This is a genomic window from Fusobacterium mortiferum ATCC 9817 (assembly GCF_000158195.2).
In the GTDB taxonomy this organism is placed as follows: Bacteria; Fusobacteriota; Fusobacteriia; order Fusobacteriales; family Fusobacteriaceae; genus Fusobacterium_A; species Fusobacterium_A mortiferum.
In genome coordinates, this window is record NZ_GL987994.1 from 688,893 (window position 1) to 711,508 (window position 22,616).

Annotated in this window: 21 protein-coding genes and 1 riboswitch; of the genes, 17 read left to right on the forward strand and 4 right to left on the reverse strand. The window is 29.8% G+C overall.

From position 1 onward, the window contains the following. Nucleotides 1–123 precede the first annotated feature (123 nt). From FMAG_RS12905 to FMAG_RS12940, 8 genes are all read left to right on the forward strand, one after another. The gene (locus FMAG_RS12905; RefSeq protein WP_261660876.1) at nucleotides 124–2,016 is read left to right on the forward strand and encodes a tetratricopeptide repeat protein; all 1,893 of its coding nucleotides are present in this window, start codon (nucleotides 124–126) and stop codon (nucleotides 2,014–2,016) included. A 417-nt stretch (nucleotides 2,017–2,433) separates the two neighbouring features. Beyond that, on the forward strand, nucleotides 2,434–2,910 hold the full coding sequence (locus FMAG_RS12910) for a DUF2004 domain-containing protein (protein WP_005887373.1): 477 nt from the start codon (nucleotides 2,434–2,436) through the stop codon (nucleotides 2,908–2,910). Nucleotides 2,911–2,919: 9 nt separating this feature from the next. Continuing rightward, entirely contained in the window at nucleotides 2,920–3,669 is a 750-nt protein-coding gene (locus FMAG_RS12915; protein ID WP_005887374.1) for a DUF4261 domain-containing protein, read from the forward strand. A gap of 16 nt (nucleotides 3,670–3,685) precedes the next feature. Then, nucleotides 3,686–4,117 (forward strand): DMP19 family protein, encoded by a 432-nt coding sequence (locus FMAG_RS12920; protein ID WP_005887375.1) that lies wholly within the window; start codon nucleotides 3,686–3,688, stop codon nucleotides 4,115–4,117. Between the two features lie 124 nt (nucleotides 4,118–4,241). Further along, a complete protein-coding gene (locus FMAG_RS12925) occupies nucleotides 4,242–5,579 on the forward strand; it encodes an MATE family efflux transporter (RefSeq protein ID WP_005887376.1) in 1,338 nt (445 codons plus the stop codon). Between the two features lie 3 nt (nucleotides 5,580–5,582). Then, nucleotides 5,583–6,197, forward strand: coding sequence for an NUDIX hydrolase N-terminal domain-containing protein (locus FMAG_RS12930; protein WP_005887377.1), 615 nt, complete (start codon nucleotides 5,583–5,585; stop codon nucleotides 6,195–6,197). Nucleotides 6,198–6,290: 93 nt separating this feature from the next. Next, nucleotides 6,291–6,701 carry an NfeD family protein gene (locus FMAG_RS12935; RefSeq protein ID WP_005887379.1) on the forward strand — a complete coding sequence of 137 codons (411 nt, stop codon included), beginning with the start codon at nucleotides 6,291–6,293 and terminating at the stop codon, nucleotides 6,699–6,701. A gap of 79 nt (nucleotides 6,702–6,780) precedes the next feature. After that, nucleotides 6,781–7,671 (forward strand): SPFH domain-containing protein, encoded by an 891-nt coding sequence (locus FMAG_RS12940; protein WP_005887381.1) that lies wholly within the window; start codon nucleotides 6,781–6,783, stop codon nucleotides 7,669–7,671. A 241-nt stretch (nucleotides 7,672–7,912) separates the two neighbouring features. Here FMAG_RS12940 and FMAG_RS12945 read toward each other — a convergent pair whose 3' ends face one another. Continuing rightward, nucleotides 7,913–8,851: a sirohydrochlorin cobaltochelatase gene (locus FMAG_RS12945; protein WP_005887382.1), complete on the reverse strand. Its 939-nt coding sequence runs from the start codon at nucleotides 8,849–8,851 to the stop codon at nucleotides 7,913–7,915. Between the two features lie 103 nt (nucleotides 8,852–8,954). Then, nucleotides 8,955–9,129, reverse strand: a riboswitch (cobalamin riboswitch). A gap of 178 nt (nucleotides 9,130–9,307) precedes the next feature. On the opposite strand from FMAG_RS12945, the gene FMAG_RS12950 reads away from it, so the two are divergent. The 6 genes from FMAG_RS12950 (at nucleotide 9,308) to FMAG_RS12975 (ending at nucleotide 14,500) form a co-directional block, all read left to right on the forward strand. Further along, nucleotides 9,308–10,201 (forward strand): ABC transporter substrate-binding protein, encoded by an 894-nt coding sequence (locus FMAG_RS12950; RefSeq protein ID WP_005887383.1) that lies wholly within the window; start codon nucleotides 9,308–9,310, stop codon nucleotides 10,199–10,201. Then, nucleotides 10,185–11,174: a FecCD family ABC transporter permease gene (locus FMAG_RS12955; RefSeq protein ID WP_005887384.1), complete on the forward strand. Its 990-nt coding sequence runs from the start codon at nucleotides 10,185–10,187 to the stop codon at nucleotides 11,172–11,174. The genes FMAG_RS12950 and FMAG_RS12955 overlap by 17 nt, the downstream gene beginning before the upstream one ends. Nucleotide 11,175: 1 nt before the next feature. Continuing rightward, nucleotides 11,176–11,946 (forward strand): ABC transporter ATP-binding protein, encoded by a 771-nt coding sequence (locus FMAG_RS12960; protein ID WP_005887385.1) that lies wholly within the window; start codon nucleotides 11,176–11,178, stop codon nucleotides 11,944–11,946. Between the two features lie 69 nt (nucleotides 11,947–12,015). Then, complete coding sequence (locus FMAG_RS12965; RefSeq protein WP_005887386.1) at nucleotides 12,016–12,699, forward strand: response regulator transcription factor; 684 nt, start codon at nucleotides 12,016–12,018, stop codon at nucleotides 12,697–12,699. Further along, nucleotides 12,696–14,027 carry a sensor histidine kinase gene (locus tag FMAG_RS12970; RefSeq protein ID WP_005887387.1) on the forward strand — a complete coding sequence of 444 codons (1,332 nt, stop codon included), beginning with the start codon at nucleotides 12,696–12,698 and terminating at the stop codon, nucleotides 14,025–14,027. Before FMAG_RS12965 ends, FMAG_RS12970 begins: the two co-directional genes overlap by 4 nt. A gap of 101 nt (nucleotides 14,028–14,128) precedes the next feature. Further along, nucleotides 14,129–14,500, forward strand: a complete 372-nt coding sequence (locus tag FMAG_RS12975) for a hypothetical protein (RefSeq protein WP_005887388.1) — start codon at nucleotides 14,129–14,131, stop codon at nucleotides 14,498–14,500. A 235-nt stretch (nucleotides 14,501–14,735) separates the two neighbouring features. Here the strand turns inward: FMAG_RS12975 and FMAG_RS12980 are convergent, their stop codons facing one another. Next, entirely contained in the window at nucleotides 14,736–16,865 is a 2,130-nt protein-coding gene (locus FMAG_RS12980) for a heavy metal translocating P-type ATPase (RefSeq protein ID WP_005887389.1), read from the reverse strand. Nucleotides 16,866–17,032: 167 nt separating this feature from the next. Here FMAG_RS12980 and FMAG_RS12985 point away from each other — a divergent pair, with 167 nt between their 5' ends. The 3 genes from FMAG_RS12985 to FMAG_RS12995 all read left to right on the forward strand — a co-directional run bounded on the left by FMAG_RS12985 (nucleotide 17,033) and on the right by FMAG_RS12995 (nucleotide 20,758). After that, on the forward strand, nucleotides 17,033–18,247 hold the full coding sequence (locus FMAG_RS12985) for a class I SAM-dependent methyltransferase (RefSeq protein ID WP_005887390.1): 1,215 nt from the start codon (nucleotides 17,033–17,035) through the stop codon (nucleotides 18,245–18,247). A gap of 94 nt (nucleotides 18,248–18,341) precedes the next feature. After that, entirely contained in the window at nucleotides 18,342–20,402 is a 2,061-nt protein-coding gene (gene fusA / locus FMAG_RS12990; RefSeq protein WP_005887392.1) for an elongation factor G, read from the forward strand. Nucleotides 20,403–20,512: 110 nt separating this feature from the next. Continuing rightward, nucleotides 20,513–20,758 carry a hypothetical protein gene (locus FMAG_RS12995; protein ID WP_005887394.1) on the forward strand — a complete coding sequence of 82 codons (246 nt, stop codon included), beginning with the start codon at nucleotides 20,513–20,515 and terminating at the stop codon, nucleotides 20,756–20,758. A gap of 180 nt (nucleotides 20,759–20,938) precedes the next feature. Here FMAG_RS12995 and FMAG_RS13000 read toward each other — a convergent pair whose 3' ends face one another. Both FMAG_RS13000 and FMAG_RS13005 read right to left on the reverse strand, forming a co-directional pair. Beyond that, nucleotides 20,939–21,331: a hypothetical protein gene (locus FMAG_RS13000; protein WP_005887396.1), complete on the reverse strand. Its 393-nt coding sequence runs from the start codon at nucleotides 21,329–21,331 to the stop codon at nucleotides 20,939–20,941. 83 nt (nucleotides 21,332–21,414) lie between these two features. After that, nucleotides 21,415–22,590, reverse strand: a complete 1,176-nt coding sequence (locus FMAG_RS13005) for a MalY/PatB family protein (protein ID WP_005887399.1) — start codon at nucleotides 22,588–22,590, stop codon at nucleotides 21,415–21,417. Nucleotides 22,591–22,616: the final 26 nt, after the last annotated feature.

Genomic DNA, 22,616 nt, shown 5'->3' on the forward strand with positions numbered 1-22,616 from the left:
AAGGAGAATAAAAATCAAGAGATTATAGATATAATTAACTCTCTACCTAAAGAGGAACTAACTTATAATATTCTGGGAAAACTTGCAAGAGCTTATAATAATAATGATGAGTATGACAAAGGAATGGAGATTTTACTCTCTGTAAAAGATGAGGGAGAGAAAGACTCACTATGGAATTTCCGTATTGGATACTCTTGTTATTATTCTGGAAGATTAGAAGAAGCTCAAAAATATTTTGAAAGAAGTTTGGAGATAAATCCAGAAGAGCCAGATGCAGATGTACTTTTAAGATTTACTTATTCAGATTTAGGAACTAAAAAGATAGATGAGGGAAAACCAGAGGAAGCTTTAGAGTATTATAAAAAATCAAGAGAGTTAGCAAGAGATACAGACGGAATTATCTTTTCAGAATCAGATTTAGCTTGGGCATATGACCATCTTGGTAAGTATGAAAAAGCCTATGAATATTTAAAAAATATAATTTCATTGGGAAGAGATGATATCTGGTTACATTCAGAAGTAGGGTTCTGTTTAGGTGGACTTGGAAAATATGAAGAAGCAGCAGAGGAATTTAAAAAAGCTATTGAAATGGGAAGAGATGATTCTTGGATTTTTGCTAGACTTGGACAGGCATATAGAGAGTTAGAAAAATATGATGAGGCATTGGAAACATATTTTAAAGGATTGGAAATAGATAAAAATGATATTTGGTTAAATTCAGAGGTAGCTTGGATTTATGATACAATAAAAGATGACTGTAATACAGGATTGAAATATCTAGAGAAGGTAAAAGAGTTAGGAAGAGATGATATCTGGATAAATTCTGAATTTGGTTGGGTATATAATCATTTAGAGAGATATGAAGAGGGACTACTTTATTTAGAAAAAGCTAAAGAGTTGGGAAGAGATGATATTTGGATAAACTTTGAGATAGGATACTCTCTTGTGAGATTAAATAGAGGAGAAGAGGCATTAAATCATTATAAAAAAGCCAAAGAATTAGGAAGAGATGATATAGGTTTAAATAGTGAAATGGGTTATTGTTTAGATAGCTTAGAAAGATGGGAAGAAGCATTGCCATATTTAGAAAAGGCAAGAGAGCTAGGAAGAGATGACAGATGGATAAACTCTGAAATAGGTTTTTGTTTAAATAGATTGGATAGATTTGAAGAGGGATTACTATATTTTGAAAAAGCTAAGGAACAAGGAAAAGATGATATTTGGTTATATTCAGAGATAGGATATTGTCTAAAAAGATTGGCTAGATGGGAAGAAGCTCTTTCATATTATCAAAAAGCTAATGAAATGGGAAGAGATGATGAGTGGCTAAATGTTGAGATAGGTGAGTGTCTAGGAGAGATGGGAAGAATAGAAGAGGGAATAGCTAGACTTCAAAAAACTCTTACATTAAAAGATTGTGATGAAGTTTTAGTAAACTCTCAAATAGGATATCTGTATGGAAAATTAAATAACTCAAAAGAAGCATTGAAATATCTGTATAAAGCTGAGGAATTAGGAAGAAAAGATGTGTGGCTATATTCTGAAATAGGTTGGAACTTGGCTGATGATAGTGAAACTTATGAGAAAGCACTTGACTATTTTAATAAAGCAGTAGAATTAGGAAGAGATGATACTTGGATAGATGGACAGATAGGATTTGTTCAAAGCAAACTTGGAAACTATAAAGAGGCTATCTCTCGTTTTGAAAGAGTTTATTTTGCTACTCCAGAAGATAATTGGATAGCTTTTCAATTGGGGGCAGTATATAGAAAAGCTGGAGAGATAACAAAAGCTATTGAGATTTTAGAAAAATCAGTAGAAAATACACCATTTAGAGGTTGGGTAGAATTAGAATTAGCTATCTGTTATGCTCTTATAGAAGAAAAAGAAAAAGCACAAGAGTATTTAGATAAGGCAGAATTATATATAGGAGGAGAAAGAGAAAACTATCCAGATGTGAAAAAAGATTTTGAGATGGTAAACCAACTTCTTAAAGCTACTAGTTATTTATCCTAATAAACACTATCCCTTTTTATTATAGATATGATATAATAGTACCGAAGGGAGGATAAACAAATATATGTTCGATTTAATAGGGAAAATAGTAACACTCGTAGAATTTATCAAGTTAGTAATAGCTTTGATAAAGTTTATAAAGAGAATTATTAGGAGGTACACAGGGAAATAACTTCCCTCCTCCCTTCCCCTATTAAAAAACAGGAGTGATAAGGTTGAGTGATAGATTTTGGCATATTTTACTTATAATAGTAGTTGTTGGAAAAATTATCGAATGGGGCTATAAATTATATAATTGGTATAAAAATAAAAAAGGTAAGAACTAAATAGCTCATTACCTTTTTTATGTTCAATTTAATAGGTACTTAAATTATAACAGTTATTAAAAGAAAAGTCAAGGAGAAAGGAAGTAAGAAGATGAAGATAAGATTCTTTGGAGAGATTGATATCAATAAAGATTATTATGAGACTACTATTCATTTAAAGGATAGAGATATCCAATTAGATTTGAATTTAGAAGAGGTAATAGGAAAAAAAGATTGGATATTAGAGTATGATGAATATATTTCAAAATTATCTATCTATAAGGAAAAGATAGAAGAGAAACTAAATGAGGATTTTGATGACTGGGGTCTTACTAAAGAGTGGATAGATTGGCATATAGAGGGATTTGATAAAAAAGATATAGAAAAACTTACAGAGGGAGTAGATAAAAATCTTCCAATAGATGAAAAACTTTTTAGTGTAATAAACTTAGAAAGAGTAGGGATATACCCAGAATATGAAGATTATGCTATATGGGATTTTATGCTAGATAATGAATTTAGTGATCAAATTCTTGTAGTTGTTACTGACAATAAGGGAGAGATAGTAGATATTACTTGGGAAAGTTAAGGAGGAGCTATGGAAAAAAATAATGTAATGAATGGATTTATACTTTTTAAAGACACAGTTTGTAATTTTGATGAGATTAAGAAAAATTTAAAATCTGATTGGAATATTGAGATGAATGGAGAGATAAAAGAAGAAGCAACTGTTTTTAATATTGGAAATACTATGGTAGCTCTATCTTTTATACCAGCTCCTGTACCGAATGGAGAGGCAGAAGCTAATGCTAAAAATAATATCTTCTGGGAAGATGGAGTTAAGAAAACTTCTGAACATCAAGCACAGATGATAGTAGCTGTAACAGGTGGAAAAGATGCAGTAAAAAGTTCTAAACTTTTTGTAAAAGTAGCTTCGAGTATTTTGAAGTTAGAAAATACAATAGGAATTTATAAGTATCCAACTGTAATTCCAAGTGATATGTATATTGAAGTTGCTGAAGAGTTAAAAGAGGATTCTTTCCCAGTGCTAGATGTGGTATATATTGGAATGTATAGAAGTGATAATGGAATCTGTGGATATACAGAGGGATTAAAATATTTTGGTAAAAAAGAGATAGAGGTAATAGACACTGATGTAGAAGTGTTTGAGTTGTATGAGTTTTTAATAGATATAGCTAACTATGTAATAACTTGTGATGTAAAATTAAATGATGGAGAAACAATAGGATTTTCAGCTGAACAAAAACTTCCTATAACTGTAACTAAGGGAGTAGTATTTGAAGAGGATACTATTAAGATAGAGTTTAATAATAGTAATAAAAATTAAAAATAAGGAGAGAGTAATGATAAATATAAGTGAAGATTTATGGTGGGATACTTTTGAAGAGTATTCTATAAAATTTGGAGAGGTAAGACCAGATTATAAAAAGTTAAAACCAGAGGAAGCAGAGATAGGAGCACTGTTTAATATGGAATTGGATATGCACAATGGAGGTTTTTTACAATTTTTCTGCAACTGGGGATATGAGGCATATATCTATGCACTAAGAGGGCTAGAGAGTATAGGAGCAATAGAAACTAAAAAACTTCTTGAAAAACAATATGGAGTAATAGCTAGATTAAAAGATGATAAAAGAGTAGATGAGCTATGGGCTATTCCAGAGTTCTTAAAGGAGAGCGAGCTAGATAAGTTAGATAAATTAGATGAAGAGTATTGGGAAGATAAAGAGAAGATAATGGATAAGATGTATACTCACTATATTGAGAAAAAATAATATAAAAAGTTGTAGATAAAAAATAAAAATCTGTGTATAATTAGAAAGTTAGTATTAAAGAGTTGTTCAATATAAGACTTTACTAAGTAAATATTGAAGCAAAAAATAAGGAGAGATTTTAATTATGACAGATTTAACAACAGGTAGTCCTACAAAACAGATGCTAAAATTTGCTATGCCAGTGTGCCTAGGAAATTTATTTCAACTTTTTTATAGCTTAACAGATACTAGAATAGTGGGAAGTACTTTAGGAGAAAATGCTCTAGCAGCTGTTGGGGCAAGTACAGCAATAAGTACTCTACTTATTGGTTTTCTAACAGGGCTTACAAATGGATTTTCTATTATTATTGCTCAAAATTTTGGAGCAAAAAATGAAGAGAAAATAAGAAAAAGTATAGCGGGAACAATTTTATTAGGTTTTTTAACAGCACTATTTATAAGTTTTTTTAGTGTTACATTTTTAAAATCAATACTTAATATATTAAATGTTTCTGATGAAATTTTTCCACAATCTTATGGATATATTAGAGCTATTCTTTTAGGAATAATAGCTACTATGTTTTATAATGCTTTTGCTGGAATATTGAGGGCTATTGGAGATACAGTAGCTCCTCTTATATTTTTGGTTATAGCCTGTGGATTTAATATATTTTTAGATTTATATTTTATTCTTGGACTTGGAAAAGGGGTAGCAGGAGCAGCTTGGGCAACAGTTATTTCTCAAGGGATATCAGTGCTATTTTGTGTAATATATATGTGGAAAAAATATCCAAATCTTAGATTAAAGAAAGAGGACTTCAAAATAGATATACAGCTTGTAAAAAAACTTTATGGTTCAGGGTTATCTATGGGTATGATGATGTCCCTTGTATATTTTGGAACTTTAGCTTTACAAATAGCTATCAATACTCTTGGAACAAATACAATAGTAGCTCATACAGCAGCTAGAAAGATAACAGAATTTTTTATGCTGCCATTTGGAGTGATGAGTATTACAATGGCAACATATTGTGGACAAAATAAAGGGGCTAGAGAGTATAAGAGAATAAAAATAGGAATTTGGCAAGCTCTCTATATAACTTGGGCTTGGTGTGCTTTTATTTTAGTATTGAGTTATACAATTTCTCCACAGTTAGTATATTTAGTTACAGGTACTGAAATCTCTGAGATAATTGATACAGCAGAAAAATATTTGAAAATAAATACAATATTTTATTTTGTACCAGCTATGATATGTATATTGAGAAATGCTATGCAGGGAATAGGAGATTTAATAACACCAATATTTTCTAGTTTTATTGAGTTAATTGGAAAAGTAGCCATAGCCTTTTTCCTTACACCTAGTATAGGATATATGGGAATAATAGTTTCTGAACCAATTGTATGGGTATTAATGGTAATTCCTTTAATAGTAAAAATTATAAGAAATCCGATATTTAAAAATTTAGATAAGGGTGAATAAAAAATGGAAGATAAAATCTTAAAATGGGCAATAGAATTACAAAGTCTAGCACAAGCAGGATTATATTATGGAAAAGATATCTATGATATAGAAAGATTTCAGAGAATAAGAGAGATTGCTAGTGAAATGGTAGCTGAAAAAAGTGGACTCTCTTTAGAGAAGGTAAATGATTTATTCTGTTGTGAAACTGGGTATCAAACTCCTAAGTTAGATACAAGAGCAGCTATATTTCAAGAGGATAAGATTTTACTTGTTCAAGAGCGTAATGGAAAATGGTCATTACCTGGTGGTTGGGTAGATGTAGCTTGTTCAATAAAAGAAAATACAATAAAAGAGGTTTGGGAAGAAGCAGGTTTAGAAGTAAGTGCAGATAGAATAATAGCAATAGAGGATAGAGATAAACACAATAAGCCTGAATATATTTATAAGGTTTGTAAAGTTTTTGTGCTTTGTACTGTAAAAGGTGGAGAGTTTAAAAAGAATATTGAAACTTTACAAAGTGGATATTTTTCTTTAGATGAATTACCTGAATTATCAGAGGATAAAAATAGTAGAGAGCAGATAGAGATGTGTTTTGAGGCATATAAAAATCCAGATTGGAAAGTATTTTTTGATTAAAAATATTTGGAGAATGTATGGATAATTATATTATTAGAGAGATGAAAAAAGCAAAATGATATTTTGATTTTATTTTTGAAAAGAGAGGAAAATATGTGGACTTGGTTTTTATTAGGAATAGTTTTTTTAGGAATTGAAGCTATAAGTTTTGGCTTAATATCTATTTGGTTTGCTATTGGAGCTTTTGTAGCTATGTTTTTTACTCATCTTCCCATAGATTATCAATTTTTTATCTTTATAGGAGTATCAGGTATCTCACTTTTACTTATTAGAAAAACAGCCTTGGTATTTTTAAAAGGAAGAGGAGAAGAGCTAGATAGAATTACAAAGTCTAAAATAAAAGTAGAAAATATAGAGCAAAGAGGAAATGTTGAGATATATTTAGTAAGACTAGATGGAAAAATTTGGGAAGCTATCTGTGATGAAAAATTAATAATTGGAGAGATAGCTCAAGTAGAAAAGATACAAGGAAATAAACTGATTTTAAATAAATTAAATAATTAAAAAATACAGAGAAGATTGACATATTGTAGTCAAAAACTATTGTTAAAGTTATTATATAAAACAAACTAAGGAGGAAATTATGTTTTTTATATTTTTATTAATTTTAGTTGTAATTATATTATTAGCTACACATGTAAGAATTGTTTCACAATCACAAGCTTTTGTAATTGAAAGATTAGGAGCTTATCTAACTACTTGGGACGTTGGACTAAATGTTTTAATTCCATTTATAGATAGAATTGTTAGAAAAGTTTCTCTAAAAGAGCAAGTTTTAGATTTTCCACCACAGCCAGTTATTACAAAAGATAACGTTACTATGCAGATTGATTCTGTAATATATTTTCAAATTACAGACCCTAAGCTATATACTTATGGAGTAGAAAAACCTCTTAGTGCCATAGAAAATCTAACAGCTACAACTCTTAGAAATATAATTGGAGAGATGGAGTTAGACCATACTCTTACTTCTAGAGATACTATTAATACAAAAATGAGGGCTATATTAGATGAAGCAACAGATCCATGGGGAATAAAAATTAATAGAGTGGAGTTAAAAAATATTATTCCACCAGCTGAGATACAAGATGCTATGGAAAAACAAATGAAAGCTGAAAGAGAGAGAAGAGAATCAATCTTAAGAGCTGAAGGACAAAAGAAATCTTCTATTCTAGTGGCAGAGGGAGAGAAGGAAGCAGCTATTTTAAGAGCTGAAGCTAAAAAAGAAGCTGAGATTAGGGAAGCAGAAGGTAAAGCGGAGGCAATACTTAAAATACAAAATGCTGAGGCAGAAGCAATTAGATTATTAAAAGAAGCTGGAGCAGATAAAGCTGTACTTGCTCTAAAAGGTATGGAAGCTTTTGCTAAGGTAGCTGATGGAAAAGCAACTAAGATAATTATTCCTAGTGAATTGCAAAATGTAGTTACTCTAAGCGAACTTTTCCATGAGAGTAGCAAAAAAGAAGTTAAATAATTAGTAAAAAGAATGAGCTTATAAAACTATGTATAAGCCATTCTTTTTTCTTTTTAAGGGAAATATATCTCTATTTTTATATCAATTTTAACGGCTTTAAATAGTGTTTTTAGAGGCGGTTTAAGACTTGAAATAAAGAGGGTTAGAGGAGGTAAAAATTTCAAAAAATAAAACAAAAAACCCAAAAAGTTTACTTTTCAGGTTTTTTAGAAGAAAAACATGTGTTTTTTAAATAAAATTATTAATCTTTTTCTTTAGAGTATTGTACTTTTTTAGAAGCTATATCTTCTGGTTTGTGATGAGTTATAAATTTAATATGGTCCACATAGATATTTTGAATATCTTCATTTTGACCTAGTCCCATTAAAATAACTTTTGATACTGTAAATCCAGCTTTTTGTAGATTTTCATTCCAATCTCCAGCTATATCATTTTGAGCATGATCTCCAGCTACAAACATAAATGGCATAAGAATTACATCTTTTACCCCTCTATCTTTTAATTTTTTTACTACATTGTCAAATTCTGGATATCCTTCAACTGTTCCTACAGCATAATTTTCATAACCTTCAGCAGAGAAAACATAATCCATCATAGCATAAGCTGAACCACCAAAGTGATGAGTACCATGTCCTACTAAAACAACTCCTTGATTTTCTTTTAGTGGACCAATTTTTTCAGCAATAGCTTTAGCTACTTTCTCATAGTCATGAGCCTCTGTAAGAAGAGGAGCACCTAATCTTATATCCTTAAATGAATCTTCATAAAAAGCTACCTCATTTTTTAAGTTTTCACTCTCTACTCCATTCATTATATTTGTACCTTGAACTAATACATGAGTATAGCCTTGTGCTTTTAATTCATCAAGCACCTCTTGAGGATTTAATTTTACAATTCCTCTCTCTTTCAATCTTCTCATAATAATTCTAGAAGTATAAGCTTCTTTTACATCTACATTTTTAAATTCTTTTTTTACTTTTTCATTGATTCTGTCAATAGTTAAAGCTCTAGTGTCGTCAAAAGTAGTACCAAAATGTACCATCAAGATAGCTGCCTTATCATCTTTCTTCATTCCTTTAAAAAAATCTTTGTCCACAAATCCTCCATCTGAATGAGCTAGTGCCATAGTCCCATTGACTAAAAGCATTGAGCTTAGAAATAGTTTTGTAATTGTTCTCATAAAAGTCCTCCTAATTTTATTTTAGGGAAATAAAAAATCCCCATATTCTAGGGGACAGATATAGACTCCAATAGAGTAAATATCCTTGTCCTCGCAAGATATTTTAAAATAATGTATCAAGGCTGGTCTCCTGACTTAGCTTCAATTTACTCAGTAACCTTCCCAACAGAGTCAGTGGCATAACTACCTTTCATCAGCAACACAGTGGCGGGACCGTGGAGGAATAAAACCTCTCTTCCCAATTAATCTCAAAAGAGAACCTCTAACATATATTTCATCTAATATCAATATACTATCTTTATTTTAAAAAGTCAATCCTTTGACGGTGAAAAAATATGATTATATAAAAAGAATATCTTTTATCAAATTATAATAAAAAAAAGGAATATTATTTTCAATTGACAAAGAGTGGATAACATAATAAAATTTAGATATTAAGTTTAAAAGGAGTTCATAATGAAAAGATTTAATATTTTATTTTTATTCATATTTTTAACTCTAGAGATTTTAGGAGAGGGATTTTATATCAGACAGGGAGATGAAGAGTTAAGATTAGATTACACTCCTAAAAAAATTATAACTGATTCAGCTATTCTTTCAAGATTTTTTGATGCATTGGATATAGACTTAGTTGGTATTCCAAACTCCTCTACAAAAATACCAGAGAGATACAAAGACGTAGAGAGGATAGGAAAAGCTGGAATACCAGATTTAGAAAAGGTAAAAGCACTAGGAACTGATTTAGTAGTAGCAACTCTTTTTTCTAAACCAACTATAAAACCAAAGTATGATATGCTAAATATTCCAAGTTTTTATATAGATGTGGAAACTTATGGAGAATCTAAAGAGGCAGTGGAGATTTTAGGAAAAGCTTTTGATAGAGAGGAGAAAGCACAAGAGATTTTAAAAGAGTGGGAGAGAAGAGAAAAAATTTTACAGGAGAAGGTAGAAAATAGAAAAGGGAAAAAGATAGCTATCATATATGGAAATGGAGAGAGCTTCTTTATGACAGGAAAAGAACATTTTTTAGAGGAGTTAATAGAAAAGATAGGTTGTGAAAATGTAGTTACATCTTTAGATAAAAAAGCTACTGAAAAAAAATCTGTACCTTTTAGCTTGGAACAATTAGTTTTATTAAATCCAGATGTGATTCTGATTATGCCTAATAGTAAAACTAAAAATGGAGAGGTTTTTAAGGAGAGTTTTAAAACAAACTCCATTTGGCAATTGACAACTGCTTATAAAAATCAGGCTATCCATATAATAGACCCAACACTTTTTAGAATGAGTGCAGGAGTAAATTCTATTGATGCTTTAGAGGAGTTATATAGATATGTCTATGAAAACTAAAAAAATTTCACTGATATTTTTTTCAGTAGTGGCTTTAATTTTTATTACAATTTTCTCCATTAGGTTTGGTAGTGTAAATTTTTCTTTTATAGAGATTGTTAAGGCACTATTTGTAAAAAATTATGAAAATGAAATACTTAAATCTATTCTCTGGGATATACGTATTCCTAGAATTTTAATAGCACTTATGGTGGGAGGAAATCTTGCTCTAGCTGGAGTACTTCTTCAGGCTGTGATGAAAAATCCTCTTGCTGACCCAGGGCTGACAGGAGTATCAGCGGGAGCTAGTGTTTCAGCTCTTATCGTTATGATAATTTATCCAAGTGCTATACTTTTTATGAACTTAACAGCTTTTTTAGGGGGAGCTTTAGCTTGTGGACTTGTATTTCTTCTTGCTTGGAAAAAAGGTTTAAAACCTTTGAGAGTAATCTTATCTGGAGTAGCTGTAAATGCTTTTCTTGGAAGTGTAACAGGACTGATGTTTATCCTTTTTAGTGATGAGATACAGGGAGTTCTCTCTTGGTTGAATGGAAGTTTAAATGGGAAAAACTGGACACACGTATATGGGATACTTCCCTATACTGTATTTGGAATAATTGGCTCTATGACTTTAGTGAGAGATGCTAATATTTTACAATTGGGAGATAATTTTGCTATAAACTTGGGATTAAATATTCCAAGAAAAAGATTGAAATTTTGTATCTTTGCTTGTTTTCTCACAGGAATATCTGTGGCAAATGTAGGGCTGATTGGATTTGTGGGGCTTGTTGTACCACATATGGCAAGAATGATAATTGGTTCTGACCATATGTATCTATTACCATTTTCTGCTATCTTAGGAGCTATTGTTTTGGTATTAGCTGATACAATTTCACGTACTCTCTTCTCTCCTATTGAGATACCAGCTGGAATAGTTATGGCTATAATAGGGGTACCATTTTTCCTATACCTACTCAGAAAGACAGGAGATTAATATGATTAGTGGAAAAAATATAGAGATAGCTTATGAAAAAAATATTGTTATTAAGGATTTAGATATTGAGATAAAAAGGGGAGAGATTCTTACAATATTAGGAACAAATGGTTGTGGAAAATCTACACTTCTCAAAGGAATATCTAGAGTAATTCCCTATAAAAATGGAACTATCTCTTTGGAAAATGAGATAATTCATAATATAAATAGTAAAGAGTTTGCTAAGAGATTGGCATTTGTTTCACAAAATAATGAGATTCCTGAGGATATAACTGTTGAAGAATTTGTAAGATATGGAAGAACTCCTCATAAAAAATGGTATGAGTTATTAAATGAAGATGATGAGAAAATAGTTAGTTGGGCTATGGAGATTTGTAAGATAGAAAAATTTTCTAAAAGGAAAGTGATGAGTTTGTCAGGAGGAGAGCGACAAAAGGTTTGGATTGCTATGGTACTAGCTCAAAAGACTTCAGTTCTATTATTAGATGAACCAACTACATATTTAGATATATGTCATCAGTTTGAAATTATGGAGTTGATAAAGGAGTTAAATAAAAAATTGGGAATAACTATTGTAATGGTACTTCACGATTTAAATCAAGCTTCTCAATACAGTGATAGGGTTTTAGTGTTAAAAGATGGGAAAAAATATATTGAGGGAGATACTAGAGAGGTATTGACAAAGGAGTTAGTAAGAGAGGTATACAAAGTGGAGGCAGAGGTAGAGTATTACAATGAGTTGCCATATTTTAAATTGAGAGGACTGCTATAGTTCCTCTTTTTTAATTTAATTTTAATAAATAAGTGGTATAATATAAAAAATCTTTATGAGGTGAGGGGTATGAGAGTATTAGTAGTAGAAGATGAGAGAGATTTGAATAGAGTAATTTGTAAAAAATTAAAAGTAGAAGGGTACAGTGTAGATGCTTGCTATGATGGAGAAGAGGCTCTTCTTTATATAGATGGAGCTACCTATGATATTATTTTAATGGATATAATGATGCCAAAATTAAATGGATATGAGGTACTAGAAAAGATGAGAAGAGAGAAAAACTCTACCCCTGTACTTTTTTTAACAGCTAAAGATGCTATTGAAGATAGGGTAAAGGGATTAGATTTAGGAGCAGATGACTATATAGTAAAACCTTTTCATTTTGATGAGTTGATGGCGAGAATAAGAGTTTTAATCAGAAGAAATCACGGTTCTGTAAGTAATGAGTTGAGAGTAGCAGATTTAGTTATGGATTGTGCTACTAGAATAGTAAAACGTGGAGATAAGGAGATAGATTTATCAGCTAAGGAGTTTGCAATACTTGAGTATATGATGCAAAATCAAGGAGTGGTATTGAGTAGAGAAAAATTAGAAGAGCATATTTGGAATTATGATTATCAAGGAGCTTCTAATATGATAGATGTATATATTCGTTATCTTCGTATCAAGATGGATAAAGATTTTGAACCAAAACTTATACATACTATAAGAGGTGTAGGTTATGTTTTAAAGGATAAGGAGAGTAATCTATGAGTTTTTTAAATATTAAAACAAAGCTAACTCTATGGTACACTTTTTTTATGGTTGTATTAGTAGGAGGAATATTAGGGATTCTTGTGGAATTTACAGATATGACACTGCTTACTAATCAAAAAAGTCAACTTGTAGAGGTAGTAGAGGATGTAATAGAAGATATAGAAGAGGGAGATGATTTTGATAATTTTGATGATGGAGTATATATTCTCCTATATAATGAAAATGGAGAGTATTTAAGTGGAAGTTTGCCATTTAATTTTCCAATTGAGTATCCATTTAAACTAGGACAAGTACAGGAGATAAAGGAAAAAGATAGAGGTTTTTATATATATGATAAAAAAATAGTAACCGAAGGTGGCGAAAAAATTTGGATACGTGGAGTATTTTCAGATATACAGATTAATCAACTTACTCAGATAATAGTTACAGGAGCTTTTTTAATTTTACCAATACTTGTTATCTTATCCACAGTAATTGGATATTTTATAACAAAAAAAGCTTTCCTTCCAGTGAAAAAAATTCAAGAAACAGCTCAGAATATAACAGAGAGTAATGAGTTATCTTTAAGAATAGGGCTACCTAAGGGAAGAGATGAGATTACAAAATTAGCTAATACGATAGATGAGATGTTAGAGAGATTAGATAAAAGTTTTCAAAAAGAGAAACAGTTTACTTCAGATGCCTCTCATGAACTACGTACTCCAGTTACAGTCATATTAGCAGAGAGCGAGTATATATTAAAACATGGGGAGGATATGGAAGAGGCAAGAGAGTCTATGAAGATTATAAATAGACAAGCTGAAAAGATATCTGGACTTATTAATCAACTCCTATTTTTCAGCAGAGCAGATAGAGGAGATTTAAAATTAAAATTAGAAAACGTAAATATTGTAAAAACTATTGAGGAATTGAAAAATGATAATAGTATAGAGGCTGAAAAGAGAAATATAACTATAACTTATGAAAATAATTTAAAAAATTATGAATATGTTGTAGATAAAATTATGTTTATAAGGGCTATTCAAAATATTATTCAAAATGCTATAAACTATGGAAAAGAAAATGGGAAAATAGAGATAGAGAGTTTTGAAAAGAGTGAATATTTTGCTATTAAAGTAAAAGATGACGGTATAGGAATAGCAGAAGAAAATCTCCAAAAGATGTGGGATAGATTTTACCAAGTAGATGAATCACGTACTACAAAGAGTATGGGACTGGGACTTTCTATGGTAAAATTAATAGTAGAAAAACATGAGGGATATGTAGAAGTAGAGAGCGAATTAGGAAAAGGAACTGCATTTACCCTGTATTTTAAAAAATTATAAAAAATTTTAATTTTAATCTTTCTTTAATAATTCATCTGTATAATAAAAGCATAAAGATAAGAGAAAACTTTTAAATAAGATAAACCGTGGAGGTATTAATTATGAAAAAACTAATAATGGGATTATTTTTAACACTATCAATTATGGCAGTAGCAGGTGAAAAGTATGATTATGTAGAGGATAGATTAGAACTAAAATATACTACTTTAACAGACAGCAAGAAAAATTCATTAAAAATTGATGATATAGATATGGGAGTTTTTAATAATCATATTTATTTAAATATGGAAGTAGAAGCCTTTTCAGGAGATGGAGGTTGGGGAAAATTTGATAAAACTTCATATGATGAAATTGCAAAAACAATAGCAGATGATGTAAGAAAGATGTTAAATGTTAATGATAAAGTGGAGATTACTTTGCTTCTTGAAAGAGAGATAGGTAAGGATATGATGTTACATAATGGACTTTATTAAAAATAAAGTATAAATTAATTAAAAAAAATTTGAAGAAGAGTATAAATTATAGAAAATAAAGAACTCTAAGAGTTAAAAAGAGTTGGAAAAATAAAAGAGCAAGATAGCAAAATTAAACTAAAGCTACTTGCTCTTTATTCTTTGAAAAAAAAATAATTATAGAGTTATTTTTTCTTATTAGAATATAAAATAATTTTCAGATTTTTTAAGTAAAAAATGTTGAACAATTGTTAATTTAATTATATCCTCTTTTTATTCCCCAAGAGGCATTGATTACAGCTAAAAGAGATACTCCTACATCTGAAAATATTGCCATCCACATATTAGCTATTCCAAATACTCCCAAAATCATAACAAGGATTTTTATACCAAGGGCAAAAACTATATTTTGAATAACTACTTTTTTATTAAGTTTAGCAATTTTTAAAAGCTCTACAATCTTTGAAGGCTCATCTTTCATAATTACCACGTCAGCAGACTCTACTGCTATATCACTTCCAGCTCCTCCCATAGCAATACCAATATCAGCTAGGGATAAAACAGGGGCATCATTTATACCATCTCCAACAAACACCACTTTTTTATTAGAAGTATTCATTATCTCTTGAAGTTTCTCTACTTTATTTTGAGGAAGTAGATGAGTAAAGATATTTTTTAAAGGGATACCTAATTTGTTTCCAACCATCTCTCCAATAGTTTTACTATCTCCAGTTAGCATATAGCTATCTACTCCAAGATTTTTTAGATTCTCAATAGTTGAGAATGAATCATCTTTTATCTCATCTGAGATATAGATATATCCTAAAAATTCTCCATCTTGAGCTGTATATATTACAGTTCCAGCATACTCTTTCTCTTGGGCAGCTATACTGTATTCTTCCATAAGTTTATAGTTTCCCACTAAAATCTCTTTTCCTTCATAGTAAGCTACTACTCCAAAGCCACTTAGTTCTTTATATCCTTCAATATAATCCTCATCTATCTCTTCACTAAGTTGTGAAAGAATAGCTTTTCCAATAGGGTGGTTAGAATAAAGCTCTCCTATTTGAGCAGTTTTTAGAAGCTCTTTTTCATCACAATTTATAGCCACGATTGAGTCAATTTTAAATTTTCCCTTTGTCAATGTACCAGTTTTATCAAATACCACTGCTCCAATATTAGTAAGAGTTTCTAAATAGTTTCCACCTTTTATTAATATTCCTTGCTTAGATGCCATTCCAATACTACTAAAGAAAGTAAGTGGAACAGAGATAACAAGAGCACAAGGACAAGAGATAACTAAGAATATAAGTGCTCTACCAAACCAAAGATTAAAGTTTCCAAATACAAGTGGGAATAAAATTCCAACAACAACAGCTGAGATTACCACAATAGGTGTATAATATCTAGCAAATTTTGTAATAAATTTTTCTGATTCAGCTTTTTTATTGCTAGCATTTTCTACCATCTCTATTATCTTATTAATTGTAGAATCAGAGAAAAGCTTTGTTACTTTTACTTCTAAAATCCCATTTCCATTGATACTTCCACTTAAAACTTCGCTGTTTATATTTACTTCCAAAGGAAGAGATTCTCCAGTAAGAGCTGATGTATTAAGAGTGGATTCTCCTTTAACTACAATTCCATCCACTGGGATTTTTTCTCCAGCCTTAACTACAATTATATCTCCTTTTTTTAATTTTTTAGGTGATATTGTAAGAAGCTCTCCATTTTCTCCTTTTATATTTGCATAATCAGGTCTGATATCTAAAAGTTTTTCAATAGATTTTCTTGAATTAGATACAGCTTTATCTTGGAAGTATTCTCCTATTTTATAAAACAGCATTACTCCTACAGCTTCTGTACTTTCATTGAGATAAAAAGCTCCAAAGGTAGCTATTGTCATTAAGAAATTTTCATCCATAAAGTTACCTTTAGTAATATTTTTAAAAGATTTTAATACTACATCCCAACCTAAGATGATATAAGCTATTATAGAGAGTATCAATCTAATTTGTAGAGAGATATTACCAGAGATAATAGCTACGATAAAAAGAATAGTTCCCATTATTATTGTAATTTTTTCTCTTTTCTCTCTTCTTTCCTCCTCTTCTCTCTCTTGAAGTTTTCTTTTTGTCTCTTCCTCTTCATCATACTCTTCCATTTTTAAAATCTGTGTGCCTGGTTCTATAGAATCAGCAAAGAAATTAATCTCATGTAAAAAAAGCTCCTCTTCATAATTTTCATCAGTTTCAAGGGTAAATCTTTTTTTATATAAATCTAGGTTAGCATTTAAAACACCGGCCATAGTTCCAGCTTTATGTTGAATTTTACCAGCACAACCAGCACAATCTAAATTTTTTACTTCATACTCTACTTTTTTCATTTTAATCTATCCTTTCATAAAATATTTTATTACACTATATACCCCTATACCCTATATATAAAATTTAACATATTTGATTTTTTTTGTCAAGAAATATTTAAAATAATAGACAAGCTCTATCCTCTATGCTAAGATATATTTAGAAAAATAGTAGAGGTGAAAAATTTATGAAGGTTAACAAAGAATACATTGAAAATCTTTTTAAAGATATTGTAGAAAAAAATATTTTTATAAAGGGAAGTGTTTCTAATCCTATAAATAAAAAAAATGGAATTACTAAGGGGAATTTAAAACCTGTAAAAATAAAAAATGAGATTTTTATACAATTAGAATATTTTATAGATAAGAAAGCTTATCATGATAATATTTGTCTATGTGATTTTACTTCAAAATTTTCAGAGATATTAGATAGTTTCAAACAAATTTTACTTATTACTCAAGGAATAGATTATCAAATTTTGAAAGGGAAGAATGAATACACTATAAAGGAGATAAAAAATAGTAGAGCAGTAGAATCTTTAGAGCATAATAAGAAGAAAAAATATATTATAGATGAGGGAGTTCCTGTTCCATTTTTAATTAAGCTTGGAGTTATGGGAGAAGATGGAAAAGTTTTTAAAAATTCCTATGATAAGTTTAGACAGATTAATAAATATCTTGAGTTTATAGATGATACTATAAGAGAGATACAAAATAAAAAACTTATAAATAATCATATTAAAGTTGTAGATTTTGGTTGTGGAAAATCTTATCTCACTTTTGCCCTTCGCTATTATTTAAATAATATAAGAGAGTTTACTTATGAGATAATTGGATTGGACTTAAAAAAAGATGTTATGGAAAAATGTAATAAAATAGCTCAAGAGTTAAACTGTGAAAATCTTGAGTTTTTAACAGGAAACATTAAAGATTTTGATAAGTTACAAAATGTAGATTTAATTTTTTCGTTACATGCTTGTAATAATGCTACTGATTATGCACTGCTTAAGGGATTAGAGCTAGGGGCAAAAGCAATTTTAGCTGTACCTTGTTGCCAACATGAATTTAATGAAAAGATGAGTAAGAATAAAGGTTCTGAATTTTTCCAAACAGAGCTACCATTAGGAAAACATGGAATACTATTTGAAAGATTTACTTCATTGGCAACTGATGCATTTAGAGCACAATGTCTAGAGTTATGTGGATTCAAAACTCAAGTTATGGAGTTTATAGATATGGAGCATACTCCTAAAAATATTTTAATAAAAGCAATAAAAGAAAAAGTTTCTAAAGATAGCTTAGAAAAAAAATATAGTGAATACAGAAGATTTAAAGCTTATTTAGGAATAGAACCATTGCTAGATGAGTTACTTTCTCCATATTTCTTAATAAAATATAATTAATTTGAGTTTTCCTCTTGACTTATTGAAGTTTATTAGCTATATACAGTAGTAGGGATACAGAAATAAACTACAATATTAACAGGAGGGCATACTTATGAAAAACTATGAAATTGCAAAAATAAGAAACATATCTCTTTTAGGACATAGAGGTAGTGGAAAAACTACTTTGATGGAAGCTCTACTTTATATTTCAAAAACTATTGATAAGATGGGAACAATAGAAGATGGGAATACTGTATCAGACTATGACAAAGAGGAAATAAGAAGAGTTTTCTCTATCAATACATCAGTTATACCTATAGAGTATGGAGATGGAAAATATAATTTCTTAGATACTCCAGGATATTTTGACTTCGTTGGAGAGGTAGAATCAGCAGTAAGAGTTTCTGGAAGCTCAGTTATTGTATTAGATGCTACATCAGGGGTAGAGGTTGGAGCTGAAAAAGCTTGGAGAATATTGGAAGAGAAAAAACAACCAAGAATAATCTATCTAAATAAGATGGATAAAGGATATATAAACTATGAAAAATTACTCTATGAATTAAAAGAAAAATTTGGTAAAAAAATAGCTCCATTTTGTATACCAATAGGAGAAAAAGAAGAGTTCAAAGGTTTTGTCAATGTTATTGAAATGAAGAGTAGAATATTTAATGGAGTAGAGTGTGAAGATAGACCTATACCAGACTTTATGGATGTTTCAGAAGTAAGAAATCTTTTGATGGAAGCTGTGGCAGAAACTGATGAAGAGCTTATGGAAAAATATTTTAATGGAGAGGAATTCACTACTGAAGAGATAAAAAGAGGACTTCATAAAGGTGTCGTAAATGGAGATGTAGTTCCTGTTATTGTAGGTTCTGCTGTACAAGGAATTGGAATACATACACTATTTAAAATTATAAATGACTATATGCCATTACCTAATGAGATGTTTAATGGAGAGAGAATTGGTAAGAATTTAGAAGGAGAAGAGGTAGTTAGAAAAGTAGATAGAGAGGAGCCATTCTCAGCTATAGTTTTCAAAACATTAGTTGACCCATTTATTGGAAAAATTACTTTATTTAAAGTAAACTCTGGTGTTCTTAAAAAAGACATGGAAGTTTTCAATATAAATAAAAATAAAAAAGAGAAAATATCTCAAATTTTCTTCTTAAGAGGAAATAAGCAAGAAGAAGCTTTAGAAATAGCTGCTGGAGATATAGGTGCTACTACAAAACTTCAATATACTCAAACAGGGGATACTCTTTGTGATAAGGATAACCCTATACAATATCCAGCAATTAATTTCCCAGCACCATGTTTCTACTCTGGTGTAGAACCAGCAGAAAAAGCTGATGATGAAAAATTAAGTACTTGTTTACAAAGAATGATGGAAGAAGATCCTACATTTAAAGTATATAGAAATCATGAAACAAAACAGTTATTAATAGGTGGATTAGGAGAAAAACATCTATATATTATAATTTGTAAGATTAAAAATAAATTTGGAGTGCATGCTGTATTAACTGACCCTATTGTTTCATATAGAGAAACAATAAAAGGACAAGCTTCTGTACAAGGAAAACATAAGAAACAATCTGGAGGAGCTGGACAATATGGAGATGTATTTATAAAATTTGAACATAGTGAAAAAGAGTTTGAATTTATAGATGATATTCATGGTGGAGTAGTTCCAAAATCATTTATTCCAGCAGTAGAAAAGGGACTTTTAGAAGCAAAAGAAAAAGGAACTTTAGCTGGATATCCAGTAATTAATTTTAAAGCTACACTTTATGATGGTTCTTACCACCCAGTTGACTCTAATGAGATTTCATTTAAACAAGCAGCAATACTAGCTTTTAGAAAAGGAATGGAAGAAGCTAAACCTGTATTACTTGAGCCAGTTTTATCTATGCAAATTACTATCCCAGAAGTTTATCTTGGAGATGTAATGGGAGATATGAATAAACGTAGAGGAAGAATTTTGGGAATGGAACACAATAGCTATGGAGAGCATGTATTAAATGTAGAAGTTCCACAAGTAGAGGTACTAAAATATGCTCTAGATTTGAGAGCAATGACTCAAGGAAGAGGAGAATTTTCATTTGAATTTGCTAGATATGAAGAGGTACCAGAGGTACTAGCCCAAAAAATAATTGCTAGCAGAAAAAAAGATTAGTGTAACATATGTTACTGAAATTAAAAAAAATATAGTGTAAAATATTAAGAGTTGTGGAAGAGATGAAGCAACTCTTAATTTATTGTATAAAAATTTAGGAGGATAAAATTATGCACGATGGTTGCTCTGGAAAATTTGAAAATGGGAAACAAGTAGTAGAAAAATTAAGAATGATGGGATTTAATGAACAGTTGATGCCAATACCAGCTCAATTTATTTGTGAAGAGTGTAATAATGAGATAACTATGGATACATTTGAATATAAATGTCCACACTGTGGAACAATTTATGCTGTAACTCCTTGCCATGCTTTTGATGTAGAAAATATAATGTGTGCTGGAAAAGAGGAGAAATAAATAAAGTATTTCTTAAGTTGAAATTAAAGTAACTAGTCAGCTAGTAAATTAATTTGAGAAAACTCAAAGAATTGTGTAATTTATCAGAGTTTAAAGTTATTTCTTATTTAACTTCTTGGAATATAAAACAATTCTTAGTTTTCTTTTTAAATTATAAATAGCTGACTAGTTACATATTAATTATTCTGGTTTATATACTCCACTATTTATAGCATTTTGCATAGCAGCTCTTATTTTTGTAGCTCTTACAGAAGCTCCAGCTCTAGGAATATCTTCTGGTGCGTAAAGAGATTCTAAGGCATCTCCTACTTTTTTGCCTTGAGTAGAATCTAAAGCTGCTTGGTATCTATCTTTTTCTTCTTTTAAATTTTCAGTTTTTAAATAGTTTTTTCCTTTATAAAAAAGTGTTCTAAATTTAGGTTTATCAACTACATCATCTTTTAAATTAAACTGAACTTCTACCTGTGTTTCTTGTCCACTTACAAATGTACCTCTGTAAGTTCCATTTCTATACTCACTAGCTAAGCTCATCATACTACAAAGTAAAAAAGAAAAAATAACAAATTTTTTCATATAGCCTCCTTCAAAAAATTAATATACACTATTTTACTATATATTTTTGAAAGAGTCAATTACTTTGTAAATAAAAATATTAGTTATTTAAGAGAATTTACTATTCTATTTAATGCTTCCTCAAGAATAGATTTAGGACAAGCAAAGTTAAGTCTAATATAACCTCTACCCTCTTCTCCAAACCAATGTCCATAATCAATAGCTACTTTTGCTTCCTCTTCAAAGAATTTTTCAATCTCTCTATCTTTTAATACATCTCCTAAATATATCCATGCTAAGTACGTTCCCTCAGGTTTTACATATTTAGCTTCAGGAAGATTTTTCTTTAAAAACTCTTCAATAAAAGCTCTATTATTATCAAGATACTCAATAACTTGATCTAACCACTCTTCTCCCTCGGTATATCCAGATTTTATAGCAGCAATACCAAAGCTATTAGGAGTTTCTATTCTAACATTTCCTAAAGTTTTTTGATAAGCTTTTCTCAAATTTTCATCAGGAATAATTATAAGGGAAGTTTGTACTCCTGCTAAGTTAAATGTCTTACTAGGAGCTGTACAAACAATTAGTTTAGAAAAATATTTTTTATCTAATGTAAGGAATGAACAGTGTTTATGTTCTTTGAAAATTAAGTCAGAGTGAATTTCATCTGAAATAATTAAAACATTATGTTTAAGACAGATATCTCCCATCTTAATTAATTCTTCTTTTGTCCATACTCTTCCTACTGGGTTGTGAGGATTACAAAGAATGAAAATTTTTACATTGTTATCTACTATTTTTCTTTCAAAATCTTCAAAGTCTATAGTATATACTCCCTCATTATTAATAAGAGGATTAGTAACTATATTTCTCTCATTATTTTCAGTTGTCATTCTGAAAGGGTGATATACTGGAGTTTGTATTAAGATATTATCTCCTTTTTGTGTAAAAGTTTGTACCATAAAACTAATAGCTGGAACTACTCCATTAGTAAAAACTACCCACTCTTTTTCAATATGACTATTTTTTCTTTTTTTATTCCAATTTATAATAGCTTGATAGTACTCTTCATCTACACCAGTATATCCTAAAACTCCATGTTCAATAATTTTACTCATAGAGTCTAAGATAGGTTGAGCTACTCTAAAATCCATATCAGCTACCCAAAGTGGTAATAAATCATTATGTCCATTATAAGTAGCCTTATATATATCTGGATTCCATTTTTTTGAATTTGTATTAGCTCTATTAATTATTTCATCAAAGTTGTATTTCATTTTCTTTATATCCTCCAAGTTATTTT